Genomic DNA, 19,325 nt, shown 5'->3' with positions numbered 1-19,325 from the left:
AGAGCGGACCGCGCTGTCCGACCGACACCAAGGATAGGTGTCCACTCTGACGCGCGGTCTCACGGGCTTCGTCCACCGGTCGACGCGCTGCCATACTTACGTTGCCGTAGGTTACGGAACCGTAGGGAAGTACATGCTGAACTGTTGCTGCCCGGCTTCCGCCGTCCGACGCTCCGCCTCCACCTCCGAACCCCACAGGGGACGCCCATGACCACGAGCTCCGATGTGATCGACGACGCCCCGCGGGCGAACGACGACGGCACTCCGCTCCCCGCCGCCACACTCGGCGGCGAGAAGAAGGGGTCGCTGGAACAGATCACTCTTCTCCTCTTCATCACCGTCCCGTTCCTGGCACTGCTCGCGGCGGTGCCGCTGGCGTGGAGCTGGGGCGGGGTGAGCTGGCTGGACCTCGGCCTGCTGGTGTTCTTCTACTACCTCGGCTGCCACGGTGTGACCATCGGCTACCACCGTTACTTCACGCACGGCTCCTTCAAGGCGAAGCGGCCGCTGCGGATCGCCGTCGCGATCGCCGGGTCGATGGCGGTCGAGGGGCCGCTGGTGCGCTGGGTCGCCGACCACCGCAAGCACCACAAGTTCTCCGACGCGGAGGGCGACCCGCATTCGCCGTGGCGCTACGGCGAGACGGTGCCGGCGCTGATCAAGGGTCTGTGGTGGGCGCACATCGCGTGGATGTTCGACGAGGAGCGCACTCCGCAGGACAAGTACGCGCCGGACCTGATCAAGGACCGCACGATCCGGGCCATCTCCCGCCAGTTCATCTTCTGGACGATGCTGTCGCTCGCGCTGCCCCCGCTGATCGGCGGCCTTGCCACGATGTCCTGGTGGGGCGCGTTCACCGGCTTCTTCTGGGGCTCGCTCGTGCGGGTGGCCCTGCTGCACCACGTCACGTGGTCGATCAACTCGATCTGCCACGCGATCGGCAAGCGCCCCTTCAAGTCGCGTGACCGCTCGGGCAACGTGTGGTGGCTGGCGATCCTGTCCTGCGGCGAGTCCTGGCACAACCTGCACCATGCCGACCCGACGTCCGCGCGGCACGGTGTGATGCGCGGCCAGCTGGACTCCTCGGCGCGGATCATCCGCTGGTGCGAGCAACTCGGCTGGGCCTATGACGTGCGCTGGCCGTCACGCTCACGTATCGATTCGCGCCGTATCTCCGGTCCGGACAGCTCTCAGCCCCGGAAGGAGTCGGCGGAGGCGGCATGATTGACGCCGTGGCGACCGATCCCAGCAGTACCCCGAGCAACGAGAAGCCCCGACGCGCGCGCCGCACCCGGATGACGGGAGCGGAGCGCCGGGCCCAACTGCTCGAGGTCGGTCGCACGCTGTTCGCGACGAAGGGGTTCGAGGCCACGTCGGTGGAGGAGATCGCGGCGAAGGCCGGGGTGTCCAAGCCGGTGGTGTACGAGCACTTCGGCGGCAAGGAGGGCCTGTACGCGGTGGTGGTGGACCGCGAGATGCGCCGCCTCCTCGACATGGTGACCAGCTCCCTGACGGCAGGCCACCCCCGCGAACTCTGCGAACAGGCCGCCTTCGCCCTCCTCGACTACATCGAGGAGTACACGGACGGCTTCCGCATCCTGGTCCGCGACTCCCCCATCCCCCAGTCGACGGGCTCCTTCGCGTCCCTCATCTCGGACATCGCGACCCAGGTCGAGGACATCCTCGGCCGCGAGTTCAAGAGCCGCGGCTTCGACGCGAAACTCGCCCCGCTCTACGCCCAGGCCCTGGTCGGCATGGTCGCCCTGACCGGCCAGTGGTGGCTGGACGTCCGCCGCCCGAAGAAGGCGGAGGTGGCGGCCCATCTGGTGAACCTGGCGTGGCACGGGCTGGATGGGCTGGAGGCGAAGCCACATTTGATAGGGCGCCGAAAAAGCTGAACCCGTAAGTGCTGAACCCGTAAGTACGGAGAAAGTGGAGGGGCCCCTGCTGAAGAGCAGGGGCCCCTCCACTGTTGTCGGCGCGTGAAGCCGCGATGCCGACGGGCAAACGCCGGTCAGTCTTCCGGTTCCAGGAACTCCAGCCGGTTGCCGACGGGGTCCTCCGAGTAGAAGCGCCGGTACCCGGGCAGGTCCGCGTCCCAGATGACCTGCGCCCCGTGGGCCTCCAGCCGGGCGGCGTACGCCCCGATGTCGGTGACCAGGAGCCCGGGGTGAGCCTTCCTCGCCGGCCGGAAGTCGACCTCGATCCCCAGATGCAGCTGGACCGCCCCCGCCCCGAACCAGCACCCTCCCCTCGCCGCCAGCACCGGCGGCTTGGGGATCTCGGTCATGCCGAGGGTGTCGACGTAGTAGGCGCGCAGCGCGTCCTCCGACCCCGCCGGAGCCGCCAACTGCACGTGATCCACGGCCGCGAGCATCCGTCACGCCTCCCTGCGGGCCACCGCGAACAACCGCCGGAACGGGAGGACCGTGCCGTACTCCGCCGTCGGGTACGCCTCGCGGAGCAGGTCGCGGTACTCCGTCACGAACGCGTCCCGTGCCTCCGGGTCGTCCGCGAGGGCGGTGAGGGCGGGGCGCAGGCCGGTGCCCTTGACCCAGTCGAGGACGGGGTCGGCGCCGGGGAGGATGTGCTGGTACGTGGTCTGCCAGACGTCGGCCGCGCAGCCGAGGCGGGCCAGGCGGTCGAGGTAGACGCCGGGTGTGTGGACGGAGTCCTCGTGGCGCAGGACCTCGCCCAGCCGGCTCTTCCAGCGGGCGGTTCCGGCGAGTTCGCGCATCAGGGCGTGCAGGGGCGCGTCGATGTTGTCGGGCACCTGGAAGGCGAAGGTGCCGGACGGCGCCAGTGCGGAGACCCAGTCGCCGAACCGGTCCAGGTGCCCCGGGACCCAGTGCAGCGCCGCGTTCGACACGATCAGGTCGTACGTCTCCGTCGGCGTCCAGGTCGTCGCGTCCGCGTGGGCGAAGTCGAGGCTGCCGCCACCGGTGGTGGGGCCGGCGTAGGGCTCGGTCTTCGCCAGCATCTCGGGTGAGTTGTCGTAGCCGGTGATGTGCGCGGTGGGCCAGCGGTCGGCGAGGACGGTGGTCACGTTGCCGGGGCCGCAGCCGAGGTCGGCGATGCGGGGGCGCTCCGCGGGCAGCGCGGTGACCCGGGCCAGCAGGTCGGTGAAGGGGCGGGCGCGGTGGTCGGCGTGGCGGAGGTACTGGGCGGGGTCCCACACGGGCGAGGCGGAAGTCATGACGTACACCTTCCCGCCCCAAGTCTCTCGATGTCAAGAGACTTGAAGTCGAGATACTCGGCATCGATATAGTCGACATCAAGAGACTTCACGTCGACACAACCACTACACTGATCGTCATGGAGGACGAGGTCGATCGGCTTGTCGCAGCGTGGCGCCGGGAGCGCCCCGACCTCGACGTGGAGCCACTTGAGGTGCTCAGCCGGGTGAGCCGGCTGGCCCGGCATCTGGACCGGGCCCGGCGGCTGGCGTTCGCCGAGCACAGCCTGGAACCCTGGGAGTTCGACGTGCTGACGGCGCTCAGGCGCGCGGGCAGCCCCTACCAGCTCTCCCCCGGGCAGCTGTTGACGCAGACCCTGGTCACGTCCGGCACGATGACGAACCGTATCGACCGCCTCGCGAAGAAGGGTCTGGTCGAGCGCCTCCCCGACCCCAGCGACCGCCGGGGTGTGCTGGTCCGGCTCACCGAGGAGGGCCAGGACCGCGCGGACCAGGCCCTGGCCGGCCTGCTCGCCCAGGAGCGCGCGATCCTCGCGGAACTCTCCCGCGCCCAGCGGGGCGAACTGGCCGGGCTGCTACGCCAGTTGACCGCCCCGTTCGACAACATCCCCGGCTAGGTCGACGGGACCCACCCCGGCGCGCCTCGCCAGCGCGACCGCTGCGAGGGTCGAGTGGACGCCCAGCTTGCCGAGCACGTTTTGCATATGCGTCCGGACTGTGTGCGGGGAGAGGAACAGTCGCTCGGCGACCGCCTTGCGCCCCAAGCCGGCCACCATGCAGCGCAGCACTTCCCGTTCCCTCGGCGTGAGGGACTCCACCAGGCGCTCGCTCTCGGTGCGGTGCTTGCGCGCGGCCGTCAACTCGCGCAGGACCCCGGTCAGCAGGGCCGGCGGCAGATGCGTCTCGTCGCGCAGGACACCTCGGATGACGGTTAAAAGCCTGGACAGCGAGCAGTCCTTGGCGACCCAGCCGGACGCACCGGCCTGCAGGGCCAGCGCGGCCCGGCGCGGATCGTCCTTCTCCGCCAGCACGACCATCCGTACGCTCGGCTGCGCCGAACGGACCCCGGCGACCAGGGAGATCCCGTCCACCAGCCCGTCCTCGTTGCCCGCCTGAACAGGCACGGCGGGCCGGACGCCCGGCACGTTGCCGCCCAGATCGGCGTCCACGAGCAGGACGTCGAATCTGCGGCCCTCGGCGGACGCGCGCTCCATGCAGCGCAGCGCGGCGGGACCGCTGCCGGCGGCGGACACGTCGACATCGGGCTCGGCGGCCAGTGCCGCGGCGAGCGACTCGGCGAAGATGCGATGGTCGTCGACGACCAGGACTCGGATGCGAACCACGAAACCCCCTTCCCCAGGCTCCTCAGGGAGCAGGGGATACCTCATCGTCGGGAGACGAAGCGATGATTGCGGGTACGACGCCCGGGAGCGGCCTGAGCCGCACGGCCGCCGCCGTGCAGACACTGCTACCCCCACATCGGGCGTCGTACCCGACTTGTCTCGCCCCCTGATCAGCACCGGCCCCCACCGGTGCTGTTCACAGGGTACGGCCGGGGGGCAGCAGCGGAAGCTAATTTGCAGAACTGACTGTCCGGCCCGTTTATGGTGAGCCGCATGTTTCGTATTGAGACGGAAGTCGACAGAGAGCGACGCGATCTGCTCCGCGCCCGGCTGCTCGAAACCAACACGGCCGCGTCCCCGGTGCTGCGGGCGCTGCGCGGAACCCCTCGCGAACGTGAAGTTCCGCTTCACGTCTGGGCGTTGGACGACGCCGGCGAGCTGGCGGGCGGAGCGGTCTGCCACACCTGGGCGGACTGGCTCCATGTGACGTATCTGTGGGTGGACGGCCGTCACCGAGGGACGGGACTCGGCTCCCGGCTGCTCGCGGAGGCGGAACGCATCGCCCGCGAGGAGCGCGGCTGCGGGGCCGCCAGGCTGGAGACGTGGGACTTCCAGGCGCCGGACTTCTACAAGAAGCTGGGGTACGAGGTGGTGTGCGTGATCCCGGACTATCCGCCGGGGGTCACGGAATACACCCTCACCAAGAACCTGGGGTGAACACATCCGGGGTGAACGGGACGCTCAGCCCAGTCTCAGACACTCCCTTTACCGTGCCCGCCATGAGCATGCTGCGGAGGCTGAACTCGAAGCTCGCCGAGACGACCGGCTACCAGATTCGCCGGGCGCCCACGCCGCCCACGGCGACAACGGCGGGTTCCCTGGGGGCGATTCCCGCGCCGCGCGGTTCGCGCCCCGCGCGCCCCGAACCCGTACCGGAGACGGCGACGGTGGATCCGGCCGTCGACCGGTTGCTGGAGCGCCCGGTGTTCATCCTGACCTCGGTGCGTTCCGGGTCGACGCTGCTGCGCATGATGCTGGGGGCGCACTCCCGGCTGCACGCGGCGCACGAACTCCATCTGACCGGTATCGAGGTCTACTTCAAGTCGGGCACCCCCACGGAACGCTCCCTGCGGACCCTGGGCCTCGGCCACGAACAACTGGAGGGCCTGCTCTGGGACCGGGCCCTGCACCGTGAACTGGTCAAGTCCGGCAAGCAGTTCATCGTGGAGAAGACCCCCGGCAACGCCTTCCAGTGGCGGCGCATCGCGGAGACCTGGCCCGACGCCCGGTTCGTCTTCCTGCGGCGGCACCCGGGGGCGGTCGCCCGTTCCTGGCACGAGGCCGTACCGGACCGCACCCGCGAGGAGGCCGCCGAGCGCGTCCTGAAGTACATGGAGTCCATGGAGGAGGCCCACGCCGAGATCGGCGGCCACATCCTGCGCTACGAGGACCTCACGGCCGACCCCACCGCCGAACTCCGCGCCCTCTGCGCCTACTTGGACCTTCCCTACGAGCCCGGGATGACGGACTACGGCAGCAGTCTGGAGGGCGCCGTCCTGGGCGGCGGCTTCGGCGACTGGACCGACAAGATCCGCTCCGGCCAGGTCCAACCGGACCGCCCGGCACCGGACTTGGCGGAGATCCCGGAGGTGCTGCGGCCGATGTGCCGGGCCTGGGGATATCTCTGAACCGGTGATCCGGACCGGTGAAGTGGCCGGTTGTGGACACCCGTTGACGTGGGTCGTTTAAAGTACCTGGCCGTGACATCCACTTCAGCCACCACCGCCGAGAGTCCCGGAACATCATCACTGTGGCGTGAGCCGGCGTTCGTGCTGCTCGCGACCGCGCGAACCGTGTCCGTGCTGGGCAACGGCTTCGCCGCCGTGGCCCTCGCCTTCGCGGTGCTCGCCCTGCCCGGAGCCGGTCCGGGTCGGCTGTCGCTCGTGCTGGCGTGCCAGGCGTTGCCGCAACTGATGTTCATCCTGGTGGGCGGGGTCATCGCGGACCGCATGTCACGCGCTCGTCTGATGGCGCTCGCGGAACTGATGGGTGCCGTGGCGTACACGGGTCTGGCCACGCTGGTGCTGACCGGGCACGCACCGCTGCCCGCGATGTGCGTGCTGGCGGTGGCGGCCGGTACGGCCTCGGCCCTGTTCATGCCGGCGATGGACGGCATCGTGCCGCTGGTCGTCTCCACCGAACGCCTCCAACAGGCCAACGGCACGCTGCGGGTGGGCACCAACAGCGCCCGGCTGCTGGGCCTGGCGCTGTCGGGTGTGACGGTGGCCCTGGTGGGCGCGGGCTGGGCACTGGCGTTGAACGCCGCGTCCTTCGTGGTCAGCGCGGCCCTCACGGCGCGCCTCCCGGTCGCCGTACGCCCGCCCAGGAAGTCCTCCGGCTGGGCCGATCTCCGGGAGGGCTGGCGGGAGTTCGCGTCCCGGCAGTGGCTGTGGGTCGTGGTGGCGCAGTGGTCGATCGTGGTCGCGGCGCTCAACGCGAACGTGGGAGTTCTCGGTCCCCTGACCGCCGACCGCTACCTGGGCGGCGCCCGCGCCTGGTCGGTCATCGTCGCCGCACAGGCCCTGGGCACGATCGCCGGCGCGGGCCTGGCCGCCCGGGTCCGGGTCCGCCGCCCGATGCTGGTGGCCGTACTCGCCACCTTCCCGTTGGCCGTCCCGATCGCTCTCCTCGCCGTCCGGGCCCCGGTCTGGCTGATCGCCGCCGCGATGTTCACCGCCGGGATCTCCAGCGACGTCTTCGGCGTCCTGTGGTCCACCACCATCCACCGCGAGATCCCCGAGGAGTCCCTCTCCAGGGTCAGCTCCTACGACGGATTCGGCTCCCTGGCCTTCGCCCCGCTGGGACTGCTCATCGCCGGCCCACTCGCGACGACGGTGGGCCTGGGACACACGCTCGCGGGGTGCGCGACACTGGTGGTTCTCGCGACGGTCGCGGCGCTGCTGGCCCCGGGGGTCCGGAGCCTGCGCAGCACCCCGTGACGGAGGAGGCCGACGCCGTGGACATCTGGTCGGACTGCTCCGCGTGGAGCCGCCGCATCCTGGCCGCCGCCGATCGGCTCTCCGGTTACCGTCACGTTCGGCAACGGCGATTCGAGGACTGGTGGGTCCACCCGGATTCGGCCGACGTGGTGGTGCGAACACTGCTCGCGTTGAGCATCCATTCCCTCGTGCTGGACGCCGTGGCCCAAGGACAGCCGTACACACCGGAGATGATCGGGCGGCTCCGGCCGGCCGACATAGGGAACGTGGTGACGAAGCGGCCCGATCATGAACTGCTGGCCGGTCTCCCCGCTCTCGGCGAGGTCGACCAACTGCATGTCGACGTGGTGCGGATCCTCACCTACGACAGCGCGTCCGCGCTGACCGCGGCGCGGCTTCGCGCACTGGTCCACAGCGCGCTGCACCAACTGGCCAAGAGCGTCTCCGCCGAGGATCCCGTCTGCGACGACATAGCGGGGTGAGCGGGACGCCCCGGTGGTTCCGGGCCGTCTTCGCCGTGACCGTTCACTCCACCCGCCGCGCCCCCGCCGAAGGCACCGCCGGGAACACCCGAGGCGCTGTGTACCCCGCGCCCGCGAACGCCTCCTCCACCGCCTTCGTGACCGTCTCCGTGTCCGTGGCCTCCACGAGGACGACCGCCGAGCCGCCGAAGCCGCCGCCCGTCATACGGGCGCCGAGCGCACCCGCGCCGACCGCCGTGTCGACCACGAGGTCCAACTCCGGGCAGGAGATGCGCAGGTCGTCGCGGAGGGAGGCGTGGCCCTCGGTGAGGATCGGGCCGATCGCTCGGACCTCGCCCGCGTCGAGCAAGTTGATGACCTGGTCGACCCGGTGGTCGTCGGAGACGACGTGGCGGACGTAGCGCTGGATGCGTTCGTCGGACAGGCGGGCCAGGGACGCCTCCAGGTCCTCGTACGCCACGTCCCGCAGGAACGGCACGCCCAGTTGCCGTGCGCCCTCCTCGCAGCCCTCGCGGCGTTCCGCGTACGCGCCGTCGCCGAGGGCGTGCTTCACGCGGGAGTCGACGACCAGGAGCGAGAGGCCCTCGGACGCCAGGTCGAAGGGGATCTGACGGATCGACAGGTCCCGGCAGTCGAGGTGGAGCGCGTGGCCCTCCTCGCAGCAGGCCGAGGCCGTCTGGTCCATGATGCCGCAGGGGACGCCGACGAAGTCGTTCTCCGCGCGCTGCGAGAAGCGGGCCAACTCCGGCGCGGACAGACCCAGTTCGAAGAGGTCGTTCAGAGCCAGGGCCGTGACCACCTCCAGCGCCGCCGAGGACGACAGGCCCGCGCCCGTCGGGACCGTCGAGGAGAGGTGGATGTCCGCGCCCGTTACCTCGTGGCCCGCCTCGCGCAGCACCCAGACCACGCCCGCCGGGTACGCGGCCCAGCTGGTGTTCGTGCGCGGGGCCAGTTCCTCGACGTGCAGTTCTACGACCGGGCCCTCGATGTCCGCCGAGTGGAGGCGCAGGACGCCGTCCGTGCGGCGGGACACCGCTGCCACCGCCGTGTGCGGCAAGGCGAGCGGCATCACGAAGCCCTCGTTGAAGTCGGTGTACTCGCCGATCAGGTTGACCCGGCCCGGCGCGGCCCAGACGCCCTCGGGAGCGGTTCCGTACAGCTCCTCGAAGCCCTCACGTACACCCACGTGCGATCCCCTCAACCCTTCGATCAGTTCGATCAGTTCGATACGTTCTGCGCGAACGCCCATGCGTCCGCGACGATGCCCGCGAGATCCGCGCGGGACGGGTTCCAGCCGAGGCGCTCCTTGGCCCGGGCCGCCGAGGCGACCAGGGTCGCCGGGTCGCCGCCGCGGCGCGGGGCCACGACCTCGGGGATCGGGTGCCCGGTGACCTGGCGGACCGTCTCGATGACCTGGCGGACGGAGAAGCCCTCGCCGTTGCCCAGGTTGCAGATCAGGTGCTCGCCGGCAGTGGCCGCCTTCAGCGCGAGCAGGTGCGCGTCGGCCAGGTCCGCCACGTGGATGTAGTCACGGACGCAGGTGCCGTCCGGCGTCGGGTAGTCGTCGCCGTAGACGGAGATCGCGTCCCGCTTGCCCTGCGCGACCTGCAACACCAGCGGGATGAGGTGCGACTCGGGGGCGTGCCGCTCGCCGCAACTGCCGTACGCGCCCGCCACGTTGAAGTAGCGGAGGGAGACCGCGCCGAGGCCGTGTGCTGCCGCCTCGCTGGTGATCATGAAGTCGACCGACAGCTTCGACGCGCCGTAGGGGTTCGTCGGGGAGGTGCGGGCCGACTCGACGATCGGGACCTCCTCCGGCTCGCCGTACGTGGCCGCCGTAGAAGAGAAGACGAGGGTGCGGACTCCCGCCTCGCGCATCGCGGCGAGGAGGGCCATCGAGCCGCCTACGTTGTTCTCCCAGTACTTCTCGGGCTTGACGACGGACTCGCCGACCTGGGAGAACGCGGCGAAGTGCAGGACCGCGTCGTACGTCGAGTCCAGCCACTTCGCGGCGTCGCGGATGTCGCCCTCGATGAACGTGGCGCCCGCCGGCACTCCCTCGCGGAAGCCCGTCGAGAGGTTGTCCAGGACGGTGACCTCGTGGCCCGCCTCCAGCAGGTGCTGGGCGACCACGCTGCCCACGTAACCCGCCCCGCCCGTCACCAGGTACTTACCGCTCATCAACTCGCTACCTCTCGCAGTCGCTGTGCCGCGAACTCCGGCGGCACGTCGTTGATGAACACGCTCATGCCGGACTCGGAACCCGCGAGGAACTTCAGCTTGCCGGACGTACGGCGAATGGTGAAAAGCTCGAGGTGGAGCGCGAAGTCGTCCCTGCTCACACCGTCGAACTCCTCCAGCGTGCCGAACGGCGCCTGGTGCCAGGCGGAGATGTACGGCGTCGGAGGCTCGCCCTCACCGAAGATCCGGTCGAAGCGCCTCAAGAGTTCCAGATAGACCTTGGGGAACTCTGTGCGGGCCGCCTCGTCCAGACCGAGCAGATCGGGCACGCGACGCTTCGGGTACAGGTGGACCTCGTACGGCCAGTGCGCCGCGTACGGCACGAAGGCCGCCCAGTGTTCACCCTCAAGGACGACCCGCTCACCGGCGAGTTCGCGCTCCAGGACCGAGTCGAAGAGGTTCTCCCCGCCGGTCGCCTCCTTGTGCGCGGCGAGCGAACGCAGCATCAGGGCGGTGCGCGGGGTGGTGAACGGGTAGGCGTAGATCTGGCCGTGGGGATGACCGAGGGTCACACCGATCTCTTCGCCGCGGTTCTCGAAACAGAAGACCTGCTCGACGGAGGGAAGATGCGACAGCTCCGACGTCCGGTCCGTCCACGCTTCGAGGACGAGGGCCGCCTGCTCCTCGGTCAGCGAGGCGAAGGACGCGTCGTGGTCGGAGGTGAAGCAGACCACCTCGCAGCGGCCCGAGTCGCCGGCCAGCGAGGGGAATCGGTTCTCGAACACGACGACGTCGTACGACGAGTCCGGGATCTCGCTCAGCCGGTCGCCCGTGGTCGGGCAGAGCGGGCACTGGTCGGCCGGCGGGTGGTAGGTGCGGCCCTGACGGTGCGAGGCGATCGCCACCGAGTCGCCGAGCAGCACGTCCCGCCGTACCTCCGAAGTGGTGACCGTGCGCTCCAGCGGGCGTCGGTCGACCGCGTCGCGCACGGTGTCGTCCCGCAGGTCGTAGTAGATGAGCTCACGACCGTCGGCCAACCGGGTCGAGGTCTTCTTCACGCCGGGCTCTCCATCCGTACGTACATCCACGCCACATCGGGCTTCACACAGAACTAAACACATCAAACCACCGATCCCCCCAGTCGTCACCATCAAAATCAAACAAAGAACACCAACCGAAGATATAAAAAGGACATCAAACAAGGTGAGCGCTTGATGCAGACTCTGCAGCCCCCCACCTCTCTCGCCGCCGGGCTCCGACTCCCCACCAACGGGCTCGACTACACGATCCTGGCGATCTACTTCGTCGTCGTCCTGGGCATCGGTTTCGCCGCCCGCAGATCGGTGAAGACGAGCCTCGACTTCTTCCTCTCCGGGCGTTCCCTGCCCGCCTGGATCACCGGTCTCGCCTTCATCTCGGCCAACCTGGCCGCCACCGAGATCCTGGGCATGGCCGCCAACAGCGCGCAGTACGGCGCGTACACCGTCCACTGGTACTGGATCGGCGCCATCCCGGCCATGGTCTTCCTCGGCCTGGTGATGATGCCCTTCTACTACGGCTCGAAGGTGCGCTCGGTCCCCGAGTTCCTGCTGCTGCGCTTCGACAAGTGGGCGCATCTGCTGAGTTCGGTCCTGTTCGCCTTCGCGGCCATCCTGATCGCCGGCGTGAACCTGTACGCCCTCGCGATCGTCGTCGAGGCGCTGCTGGGCTGGCCGCAGTGGGTGGCGATCATCGTCGCCGGTGCCTTCGTGCTCGCGTACATCACCCTCGGCGGTCTGTCGTCCGCGATCTACAACGAAGTGCTCCAGTTCTTCGTGATCCTCGCGGCCCTCATCCCCATCTCCTACCTCGGCCTGAAGAAGGTCGGCGGCTGGGACGGGCTGACCGACAAGCTCGACGCGGCCCACGGCCACAACTTCACCACCGCGTGGGGCGGCACCGGCATCGGCAGCGTCAACCCGCTCGGGGCGAACTGGCTGACCATCGTGCTGGGCCTGGGCTTCGTCCTCTCCTTCGGCTACTGGACGACCAACTTCGCCGAGGTGCAGCGCGCGCTCTCCGCGAAGAACCTCTCGGCCGCTCAGCGCACCCCGCTGATCGCCGCGTACCCGAAGGTCTTCATCGTCTTCCTCGTGATGATCCCGGGGCTGGTCGCCGCGGCGCTCGTCCCGAAGATCGGCACGAGTGGCTCGGACCTCCAGTACAACGACGCCATCCCGTACCTGATGCAGGAGTTGTTGCCCAACGGCGTCCTCGGCATCGCGGTGACCGGGCTGCTGGCGGCGTTCATGGCCGGTATGGCGGCCAACGTGTCATCCTTCAACACCGTGTTCACCAACGACATCTGGGCGAAGTACGTCGTCACGGGCCGCGAGGACTCGTACTACGTGCGCTTCGGCCGCCTCATCACGGTGATCGGCGTCGCGGCGTCGGTAGGCACGGCGTTCCTCGCCTCGTCGTTCTCGAACATCATGAGTTACCTCCAGACCCTTTTCTCCTTCTTCAACGTGCCGATGTTCGTCGTCTTCATCGTCGGCATGTTCTGGAAGCGGGCCACCCCGAAGTCCGGCTTCTGGGGCCTGCTCGCGGGCACGGTGACGGCGATGGTGAACTACTTCTGGATCTACAAGCAGGGCATCATCTCCATCCCCTCCGACCAGGGCGCGAACTTCGTCTCCGCGATCGCCGGGTTCGTCGCCGGGGCGGTGGTCATGTTCGTGGTGTCCCTGTTCACCCAGCCGAAGTCTGCGGAACAACTCCAGGGGCTCGTCTACGGCACGACGTCCCCCGGCATGACCGAGGCGCCCGCCGCCGGCGACGACGCGTGGTATCGCCGTCCCGCCCTGCTCGGCTGGGGCGCGGTGATCCTGGCCGCCCTCTGCTACATCCCGTTCTCGTTCTAGTCGCGGGAGGATTGAGAGACCATGTCTGAGAACTCAGAGCACTCCGAACACCCGGGGCACGACGTCCAGCGCGAGGTCAGTGAGCTGGAGGGCAAGTCCACGACTGCGTCCCGCCTGTTCGACCTGCGCGTGATCATCGGTGGGTTGTTCGTCGTCTACGGCGTGATCGTCACGATCGCCGGGATCAACCCGTCACAGGCCACGCTCGACAAGGCGGAGGGCGTCAACATCAATCTGTGGACCGGGATCGCGATGCTGTTGCTGGGGATCTTCTTCCTGGGGTGGGTGAAGTTGCGGCCGGTACCTCCGGTGGAGCTGCCGGAGGAGGACGAGGGGGCTTAGGCCGTGTGCCGGGTGCGGGTGGGCTGTGGCTGGTCGCGCAGTTCCCCGCGCCCCTAGGGGTGTCGGTGCGGGCCGAGTTGGCCAGTGGGCCTGCACCGGTCGCGCCCGCGCGGCGGAGCCGCACATCGATACAGCCCCGCACCCCTAGGGCATCCGTGCTCGCCGAGTTGCTCAGTGGTCGGCTCCGGAAGTCCTTCGGGGGTTGATCATGGTGCCGGGGCGGCGAAGGATTTTTCCTGCGCCCAGAGACTGACCGCGCAGGCCCGCACGGCTTGGCCCCAGCTGGCCGCCGTGCACGTCCGCCACTGCGGCCAGTTCGCCCACGTGGACGGCGAACTGGCCGCCGGCGAAAGCATCAAGCTCATGCGCCTGCACTAGGGCGGCTCCGTTACCACCTGGGGCTTCGCCCTGTACCTCGCCACCCCGGGCGTCTGACCAACGCCACACAGCACCCGGCTCCGGAGTCAACCCTCGAAGGACCTCGAAGGACTTCCGAAGCAGACCGGTTAATTTTCCAGGCGGACAGGCATCAGCATCGAAAAGGTGCCCTCGCCGTCGGTCCGGCGGATCGCCAGGGGCGCCGTAGGGACGCCGAACTCCAGAATCAGTTGGTCCCGGGCCCCGGCGGCGAGGGCATGCAGCAGGAACTCGCGATTGACGGCGATGTTGCCCTGGCCGTCGTCACCGTCTTCACAGACGTGGACCGTGCCGTCGGCCGCCACCTTGAGCAAGCTGAGGTCACAGGACACGCCGTCCTGCTCGCGCACCTCGCTGACGCGGACGGAGCCGGTTTCCACCGCCGCCCGGAAAGCCGGGACATCGACGAGGGCACGGTGCCCTGCCGGCAAGCGGACGAGGCGACGATAATCAGGAAAGTCGTGATGGAGACGCTGCCCAGCGGCCTGACGGTCCCCTGCCTCCAAGGCCACGCGGTCACCGTCCACAGTGAGCTGGACGGATACGTCGTCACTCAGCAGCGCTCGCATCGCGTCGACGAGCGGGGACGGCACGATGACCTGCACACGGGGCCCGCCATGCCCGGTGGTACCGGCTTGTGCGACTGCCATCCGGTACCGGTCGGTAGCCACGACATGGAGCGTCTCACCCTCGATGTCGAACAGGACACCGCCGAGCATCGGCAGCTCCGGGTCGGTACTGGCGGCGAAGCGGACCGCGTCCAACGCCGCGGCCAACTCAGGCGCGGAGACAGCCAACCGGACGGTGGTGTCGGTGCGGAGCAAAGCCATGGGATTCTCCCTGCATTCGAGTAGCGCTCGGACCGCGGAGAACTCAATGCGGGCATCGGACAGCCCCAGTTCAAGACGACACAGATGCGCCTGAAGCAGCTTCCGCACCAGGTCGGTGTTCTCACTGGACCAGCCGGCCAGCACCAGCCGAATGTCCGCCAACGGCATACCAGCCCGGCGCAGCCGGGCCAGCAACCGGGCCTCTTCAAGCTGCTCGGGGCCGTACCAGCGGTAGCCGCTCACCGGATCCACCCAGGCCGGGACCAGCACGCCGGCACCGTCGTAGAACCGCAGGGCACTCACACTCAGTCCACTGTCCCTGGCCATCTCACCGATACTGCGCATCTCGCTCTCCACACCCGGAACTCTGAGCCCTCTACCAAGTCGAGGGTCAACCCCGAAGGCTTCCGGAGCCGACCACTTAGTTGGTCGGGGACGAACTGGTCGCTACGCCACCCCCAGTTCGCACCACACGTACTTGCCGCGATGCCCGGCGGTGTCCGCGACGCGGATGAGGCCGTGCACGGTGAGGACCAGGCGCAGGGTTCGGCGGCAGACGGTGACTGCACGGCGGTCGTGCGGGACGGAGAGGGAGTACTCCCAGGGTTCGGGCTCGGTTTCGGGCATGCGTGAACTCCGTTGGTGGTGTGGGGAGTTGATGCGGTTCGCGGGCGGTGGCCTGTCACGCCGTCATGGCAGGACGGGGTGGTGCGCTTCCGGGGTCCCGGGTTTCGCAGCGTGTGTGTCGCGTCACCGACGGTACGGGTGAAATTTGGGCCCGCGCAAGTCGTTGCCGTAATCTGCCCCTCGAACGAGTCACGGCCTCATGGCAGTTGAGGCCAGGGAGGAAGTCATGCCACGCAGGCGGGAGACCACCGCACGCCAGGAACGTCTGGGCGTTGAACTGCGGAAACTTCGGGAGGCCGCAGGACTCAAGGCGCTTGAAGCTGCCGCACTGGTCGGGTCCAGCTCCGCCCAGATGAGTCAGATCGAGTCCGGGATCGCGGGTGTCAGCGAAGAGCGCGTGCGCAGCCTTGCCGCCCATTACTCCTGCGCGGACGAGGAGTTGGTCGGAGCCCTGGTGGCAATGGCGACCGACCGGACACGCGGCTGGTGGGAAAAGTACCAGGGCCTGCTGCCCACGCCGTTCTTGGACCTCGCCGAACTGGAGCATCACTGCACTTACCGGCTGGATGTGGAGTTCCTGCACGTCCCAGGCCTGTTCCAGACGGAGGACTATGCCCGTGCCGTGTCCTCGTACCGATTCCCCAAACTCCCCAGCAAAGAGCTGGAGTTGCGGGTCGGCCACCGAATGGAACGCAAGGTGATCATCGAGGGCCCCAACCCCACGCCGTACGAATTGGTGATCCACGAAGCGGCGCTGCGTATCCGAGCCGTCGACCGCGCCGCCATGCGGACGCAACTCGGACGCATCCTGGAACTCTCCGAAGCGGACCACATCACCGTGCGCGTCATTCCCTTCGACCTCGACGGCTTCGGCGGTGCCTCGAACGCCATGATGTACGCGGGCGGCGCCGTGCCCAAGCTGGACACTGCGGTACGCGATGCACCCCACGGCGCGGGATTCATCGACTCCGAGGCCCAACTCGGCGCCTTTCGAACGCTCTTCCGTATGCTGGAATCTGAGTCACTCGAACCCACACGTTCGCGTGACTTCATCCACCAGCTGGCGAAGGAACTGTGAGGCCCGCCGTGACCACCCCCGACAACTGGCAGAAGTCGTCCTTCTCGGGAAACGGCGACGGCGACAACTGCATAGAACTCGCCACCACCCCCACCACCCTCCACCTCCGCGAAAGCGAAACCCCCACCACCGCCCTCACCACCACCCCCGCAGCCCTAGCCGCCCTCCTCCACGGCATACGGTCCGGAACGCCGACCGCCGGCCGTGTCGATCGTCACGGCTGACCCGCTTCCCCGCGCCCCTTAGAAGTCGGTGCCGGCGGTGTTGTTCAGTGGGCCCGCCCTGTCCAGTAGGCCCGTCCTCGCCGCCAGTGCTGCCGCCTCCAGCCTCGAACCCACCCCCAGCTTCATCAGCACCCTCTGCACATGCGTGCGGGCCGTCGACGGGGCGATGCCCATGCCCGCCGCGATCAGGCGGGTGTCCTCGCCGTCGGCCACCCTGACCAGGACTTCCACCTCCCTCGGTGTCAGCATCTGCAACAGGCGTTGGCCCTCGTCGTCCGGCTGGGCTGCCGGGTTGAGCAACTCGCTGAAGGCGCCTTGCAGGAGTTGGGGGGCTACGGCCGCCTCCCCCGCCCTCGCCTTCATGATCGCGCGCTCCACGCCCTCGATGCGCTCGTCGTGCCGGACGTAGCCCGACGCGCCTGCCGCGAAGGCCGCCGCGATGCCTCGGGGGCTCGGGACCGGGCCCAGGACGAGGACCGCGACCTGTGGGCGTTCCCGTTTGATCTTTATCACCGGGTCGAAGATGCCCGGTTCGGCCGGTGTCGCCGTGCCGAGGAGGCATACCTCAGGGGCGCGGGTGATCACCAGCTCGGCCGCGCCCGCCGCGGGTGCGGCCGCTGCCAGCACCCGGTGTCCCCGCAGCTTCAGTGCCGAGGCCAGTGCCTCGGCGAGCAATCGGTGGTCGTCGACCACCATCAGCCGCACTCCCATCGAGCAACCCCCCAGTCCCCCCAATGGATGCCCACTATGGATGCCCACCGGTCCCCAAGAACAGAGGGCCCCCAGCACCCCCGCTCTTCATGCCCCCGGAAGCTACACGCTTGTTCGACGTTGCGCTGCCCCTACTGGTGAGAAGTGCCCCGGATCGATGGACTTTTTCGCATTCCTGGCATTCGGGAATGATGAGGGTGGTCAGCTGCCGGTGCCGAAGGCGATCGCCAGGTCCTTGTCGTCGGTGGAGGACGACGAGGGCTTGTCCGCGTAGACCGCCGACATGTAGAGGTGCCCCTCCGAGAAGAGGATCTCCGCGTAGTCCGGCAGGAAGCTGGTCTCCGTGTCCCGTACCGTCTCCGTGCTCGGGTTCTCCAGCAGCGTCGTCTCCTTGAAGGAGCTGCCGTCGATGCTGACGATCTGGCCGCCCTTGTCGTAGGGCGGGGACTTGTAGGCGATGAGGTTGCTGCCGTCCATGCGCAGCGGGGTGACGGTGTAGCCGTCGCCCGCGTCGGCGCGCTGGCCGGTCTGCTTGCCGGTGGCGAGGTCGAAGGCGACGATCTCGTTGGTCTTGCTGTAGGAGTCGCCGGAGCCGTCGTGCTCCTCGGTCGGCACGTACAACCGGTCGTTCCCTACGGCCAGTTCGGTGCAGTACTCGACGCGGGTGATGCCGTCGCAACGGCCCGCGTACTGCTTGCCCGGCGCCGAGATGTGCGCGCGCAGCGCACCCGTCTTGTTGTCGATGGAGAAGAAGTCCGAGATGCCGCTGCCGTCGCCCGCGCTGTCGCCGACGTCGGCCGCGACGACCAGCGGGTCGGTCGACACGACGCTCGCGTACTCGATGCCCTGGGCCATCTTGTAGTCCGAGATCACCTTCCCGGAGACCGGGTCGATGGTCTGGATGTGGAGGACGGGCGAGTCGTACGTTCCGCAGCGGCGGACCGCGACCAGCTTGGCGCCGCCGCCGTAGCCGGCGTCGTAGCAGTCGGCCACCTTGGGGCTCCACAGGACCTTGCCGGTGGAGATGTCGAAGGCGGCCCCGCCGTCGGTGCTGCCGACGGCGACCGTGTTCGCGCTGACGGTGACGTTCTCGAAACTGATCGGCTGGTCACCGGAGTTGGCGGTCTTCGTCCACAGTTTGGTGCCCGCGTTGAGGTCGAGCGCCGCGATCTGGCTGCAGCCGTGCGAGGGTTTGTCCTTGGTCGGCATGGCGGGCTCGTAGATGATCGCCGTCCTGCCGTCCGTGGTGGTGTTCTTCGTGGCCTGGCAGACCGGGCCGGGGAGCTTGATCGTCCACTGCTTGGCGCCGGTGGCACGGTCGTAGCCGTCGACCTCGGCGGCCCCGCTCTTGGCGTACACCTTGTCGGTGAGCCAGGAACCGGACGTCACCATGGTGTCGCTGACCTTGGGCATCGGGACCTGGAAGAGGACCTTGGAGGCGGTGTCGGCGGGCACCTTCTCCTTGCCGCCGGAGGTGGTGCCACCGGTGCCGCCCTTGTTGTCCGAGGGGGTGGAGTCGGCGGTGGTCTTCTTGTCGTCGGCCTTGTTGTTCTTGCCGGACGTGGACGAGTACCAGATCCCGCCTCCGACGATCAGCGCGATGGCCACGACAGCGGCGGTGATGATCACCGCGGACGCCCCGAACTTCCGTCCCCCGCCGCCCGGTTGGCCCGGCTGCGGGTGCAGCGGCATGGTCGGCTGCCCCGGGTAGCCGTAACCGGGCTGCTGGCCATAGGGGTTGGGCGGTTGCCCGTACGGCGGCTGCGGCTGCGGCGGTTGCGCGTACGGGTTGGGCTGCCGGCCGGGGTAGCCGTAACCCGGCTGCTGGGGCGGGGGCGGTGCCTGCGGGTAGCCGTAGCCCGGTGGGGGCGGGGGCTGCTGCGGGGGCTGGTCCTGGGGTGGGCCGAAGCCGCCCTGCTGCGGGGGCTGGTTCGGTGGGGGCGGGGGCGGCTGGGTCATGACGAGTACCTCGGGGACGGGTCGACGGAAGCG

Annotated in this window: 20 protein-coding genes and 1 pseudogene; 11 read left to right on the top strand and 10 right to left on the bottom strand. The window is 68.9% G+C overall.

All coding sequences use genetic code 11. From position 1 onward, the window contains the following. Positions 1-207: 207 nt before the first annotated feature. Together OO70_RS43715 and OO70_RS43710 are read left to right on the top strand one after the other, a co-directional pair. The gene (locus OO70_RS43715) at positions 208-1,224 is read left to right on the top strand and encodes an acyl-CoA desaturase (protein WP_043684907.1); all 1,017 of its coding nucleotides are present in this window, start codon (positions 208-210) and stop codon (positions 1,222-1,224) included. Further along, positions 1,221-1,898: a TetR/AcrR family transcriptional regulator gene (locus OO70_RS43710; protein WP_043684903.1), complete on the top strand. Its 678-nt coding sequence runs from the start codon at positions 1,221-1,223 to the stop codon at positions 1,896-1,898. The genes OO70_RS43715 and OO70_RS43710 overlap by 4 nt, the downstream gene beginning before the upstream one ends. 116 nt (positions 1,899-2,014) lie before the next feature. On the opposite strand, the gene OO70_RS43705 is transcribed toward OO70_RS43710, so the two are convergent. Together OO70_RS43705 and OO70_RS43700 are read right to left on the bottom strand one after the other, a co-directional pair. Continuing rightward, positions 2,015-2,377, bottom strand: a complete 363-nt coding sequence (locus tag OO70_RS43705) for a VOC family protein (protein WP_043684900.1) — start codon at positions 2,375-2,377, stop codon at positions 2,015-2,017. A 3-nt stretch (positions 2,378-2,380) separates the two neighbouring features. After that, a complete protein-coding gene (locus OO70_RS43700) occupies positions 2,381-3,196 on the bottom strand; it encodes a trans-aconitate 2-methyltransferase (protein ID WP_043684897.1) in 816 nt (271 codons plus the stop codon). A gap of 119 nt (positions 3,197-3,315) precedes the next feature. On the opposite strand from OO70_RS43700, the gene tamR reads away from it, so the two are divergent. Next, complete coding sequence (gene tamR, locus OO70_RS43695) at positions 3,316-3,813, top strand: MarR family transcriptional regulator TamR (protein WP_019066624.1); 498 nt, start codon at positions 3,316-3,318, stop codon at positions 3,811-3,813. Here tamR and OO70_RS43690 read toward each other — a convergent pair. Next, positions 3,772-4,539 (bottom strand): LuxR C-terminal-related transcriptional regulator, encoded by a 768-nt coding sequence (locus OO70_RS43690; protein WP_043684893.1) that lies wholly within the window; start codon positions 4,537-4,539, stop codon positions 3,772-3,774. The two genes, tamR and OO70_RS43690, sit on opposite strands and share 42 nt — an antisense overlap. 261 nt (positions 4,540-4,800) lie before the next feature. Between OO70_RS43690 and OO70_RS43685 the strand changes: the two genes are divergently transcribed. The 4 genes from OO70_RS43685 (at position 4,801) to OO70_RS43670 (ending at position 8,020) form a co-directional block, all read left to right on the top strand. Next, on the top strand, positions 4,801-5,256 hold the full coding sequence (locus OO70_RS43685) for a GNAT family N-acetyltransferase (protein WP_043684890.1): 456 nt from the start codon (positions 4,801-4,803) through the stop codon (positions 5,254-5,256). 62 nt (positions 5,257-5,318) lie between these two features. After that, positions 5,319-6,227, top strand: coding sequence for a sulfotransferase family protein (locus OO70_RS43680; RefSeq protein ID WP_043684887.1), 909 nt, complete (start codon positions 5,319-5,321; stop codon positions 6,225-6,227). A 72-nt stretch (positions 6,228-6,299) separates the two neighbouring features. Further along, positions 6,300-7,538: an MFS transporter gene (locus OO70_RS43675; protein ID WP_234337081.1), complete on the top strand. Its 1,239-nt coding sequence runs from the start codon at positions 6,300-6,302 to the stop codon at positions 7,536-7,538. Next, on the top strand, positions 7,535-8,020 hold the full coding sequence (locus OO70_RS43670) for a hypothetical protein (protein ID WP_043684884.1): 486 nt from the start codon (positions 7,535-7,537) through the stop codon (positions 8,018-8,020). Before OO70_RS43675 ends, OO70_RS43670 begins: the two co-directional genes overlap by 4 nt. A 43-nt stretch (positions 8,021-8,063) precedes the next feature. Here OO70_RS43670 and galK read toward each other — a convergent pair whose 3' ends face one another. The 3 genes from galK to galT are packed head-to-tail and all read right to left on the bottom strand — an operon-like array spanning position 8,064 to position 11,259. After that, entirely contained in the window at positions 8,064-9,206 is a 1,143-nt protein-coding gene (galK, locus tag OO70_RS43665) for a galactokinase (RefSeq protein ID WP_078651796.1), read from the bottom strand. Positions 9,207-9,238: 32 nt separating this feature from the next. After that, positions 9,239-10,201, bottom strand: a complete 963-nt coding sequence (gene galE, locus OO70_RS43660) for a UDP-glucose 4-epimerase GalE (RefSeq protein ID WP_043684879.1) — start codon at positions 10,199-10,201, stop codon at positions 9,239-9,241. After that, entirely contained in the window at positions 10,201-11,259 is a 1,059-nt protein-coding gene (gene galT / locus OO70_RS43655) for a galactose-1-phosphate uridylyltransferase (protein ID WP_043684876.1), read from the bottom strand. The genes galE and galT overlap by 1 nt, the downstream gene beginning before the upstream one ends. Positions 11,260-11,415: 156 nt before the next feature. Here galT and OO70_RS43650 point away from each other — a divergent pair, with 156 nt between their 5' ends. Then, a complete protein-coding gene (locus OO70_RS43650; RefSeq protein ID WP_043684873.1) occupies positions 11,416-13,104 on the top strand; it encodes a sodium:solute symporter family protein in 1,689 nt (562 codons plus the stop codon). Positions 13,105-13,125: 21 nt separating this feature from the next. Continuing rightward, the gene (locus tag OO70_RS43645; protein WP_043684871.1) at positions 13,126-13,446 is read left to right on the top strand and encodes a hypothetical protein; all 321 of its coding nucleotides are present in this window, start codon (positions 13,126-13,128) and stop codon (positions 13,444-13,446) included. 506 nt (positions 13,447-13,952) lie between these two features. On the opposite strand, the gene OO70_RS43640 is transcribed toward OO70_RS43645, so the two are convergent. Together OO70_RS43640 and OO70_RS43635 are read right to left on the bottom strand one after the other, a co-directional pair. Next, complete coding sequence (locus tag OO70_RS43640) at positions 13,953-15,050, bottom strand: DNA polymerase III subunit beta family protein (protein WP_234337080.1); 1,098 nt, start codon at positions 15,048-15,050, stop codon at positions 13,953-13,955. A 135-nt stretch (positions 15,051-15,185) separates the two neighbouring features. Further along, positions 15,186-15,320 (bottom strand): annotated as a pseudogene (locus tag OO70_RS43635) (ATP-binding protein); the annotation flags it as partial. Between the two features lie 226 nt (positions 15,321-15,546). On the opposite strand from OO70_RS43635, the gene OO70_RS43630 reads away from it, so the two are divergent. Continuing rightward, positions 15,547-16,398, top strand: coding sequence for a helix-turn-helix domain-containing protein (locus tag OO70_RS43630; RefSeq protein ID WP_043684868.1), 852 nt, complete (start codon positions 15,547-15,549; stop codon positions 16,396-16,398). Between the two features lie 8 nt (positions 16,399-16,406). Further along, positions 16,407-16,622 (top strand): DUF397 domain-containing protein, encoded by a 216-nt coding sequence (locus OO70_RS43625; protein ID WP_043684865.1) that lies wholly within the window; start codon positions 16,407-16,409, stop codon positions 16,620-16,622. A gap of 18 nt (positions 16,623-16,640) precedes the next feature. Here the strand turns inward: OO70_RS43625 and OO70_RS43620 are convergent, their stop codons facing one another. Then, a complete protein-coding gene (locus OO70_RS43620) occupies positions 16,641-17,333 on the bottom strand; it encodes a helix-turn-helix transcriptional regulator (RefSeq protein WP_078651793.1) in 693 nt (230 codons plus the stop codon). 201 nt (positions 17,334-17,534) lie between these two features. After that, the gene (locus OO70_RS43615; RefSeq protein WP_078651792.1) at positions 17,535-19,292 is read right to left on the bottom strand and encodes an outer membrane protein assembly factor BamB family protein; all 1,758 of its coding nucleotides are present in this window, start codon (positions 19,290-19,292) and stop codon (positions 17,535-17,537) included. Between the last annotated feature and the right edge of the window lie 33 nt (positions 19,293-19,325).

This window comes from Streptomyces xylophagus (assembly GCF_000716435.1).
Taxonomy (GTDB): domain Bacteria; phylum Actinomycetota; class Actinomycetes; order Streptomycetales; family Streptomycetaceae; genus Streptomyces; species Streptomyces xylophagus.
This window is presented reverse-complemented; position numbering and strand designations above follow the sequence as displayed.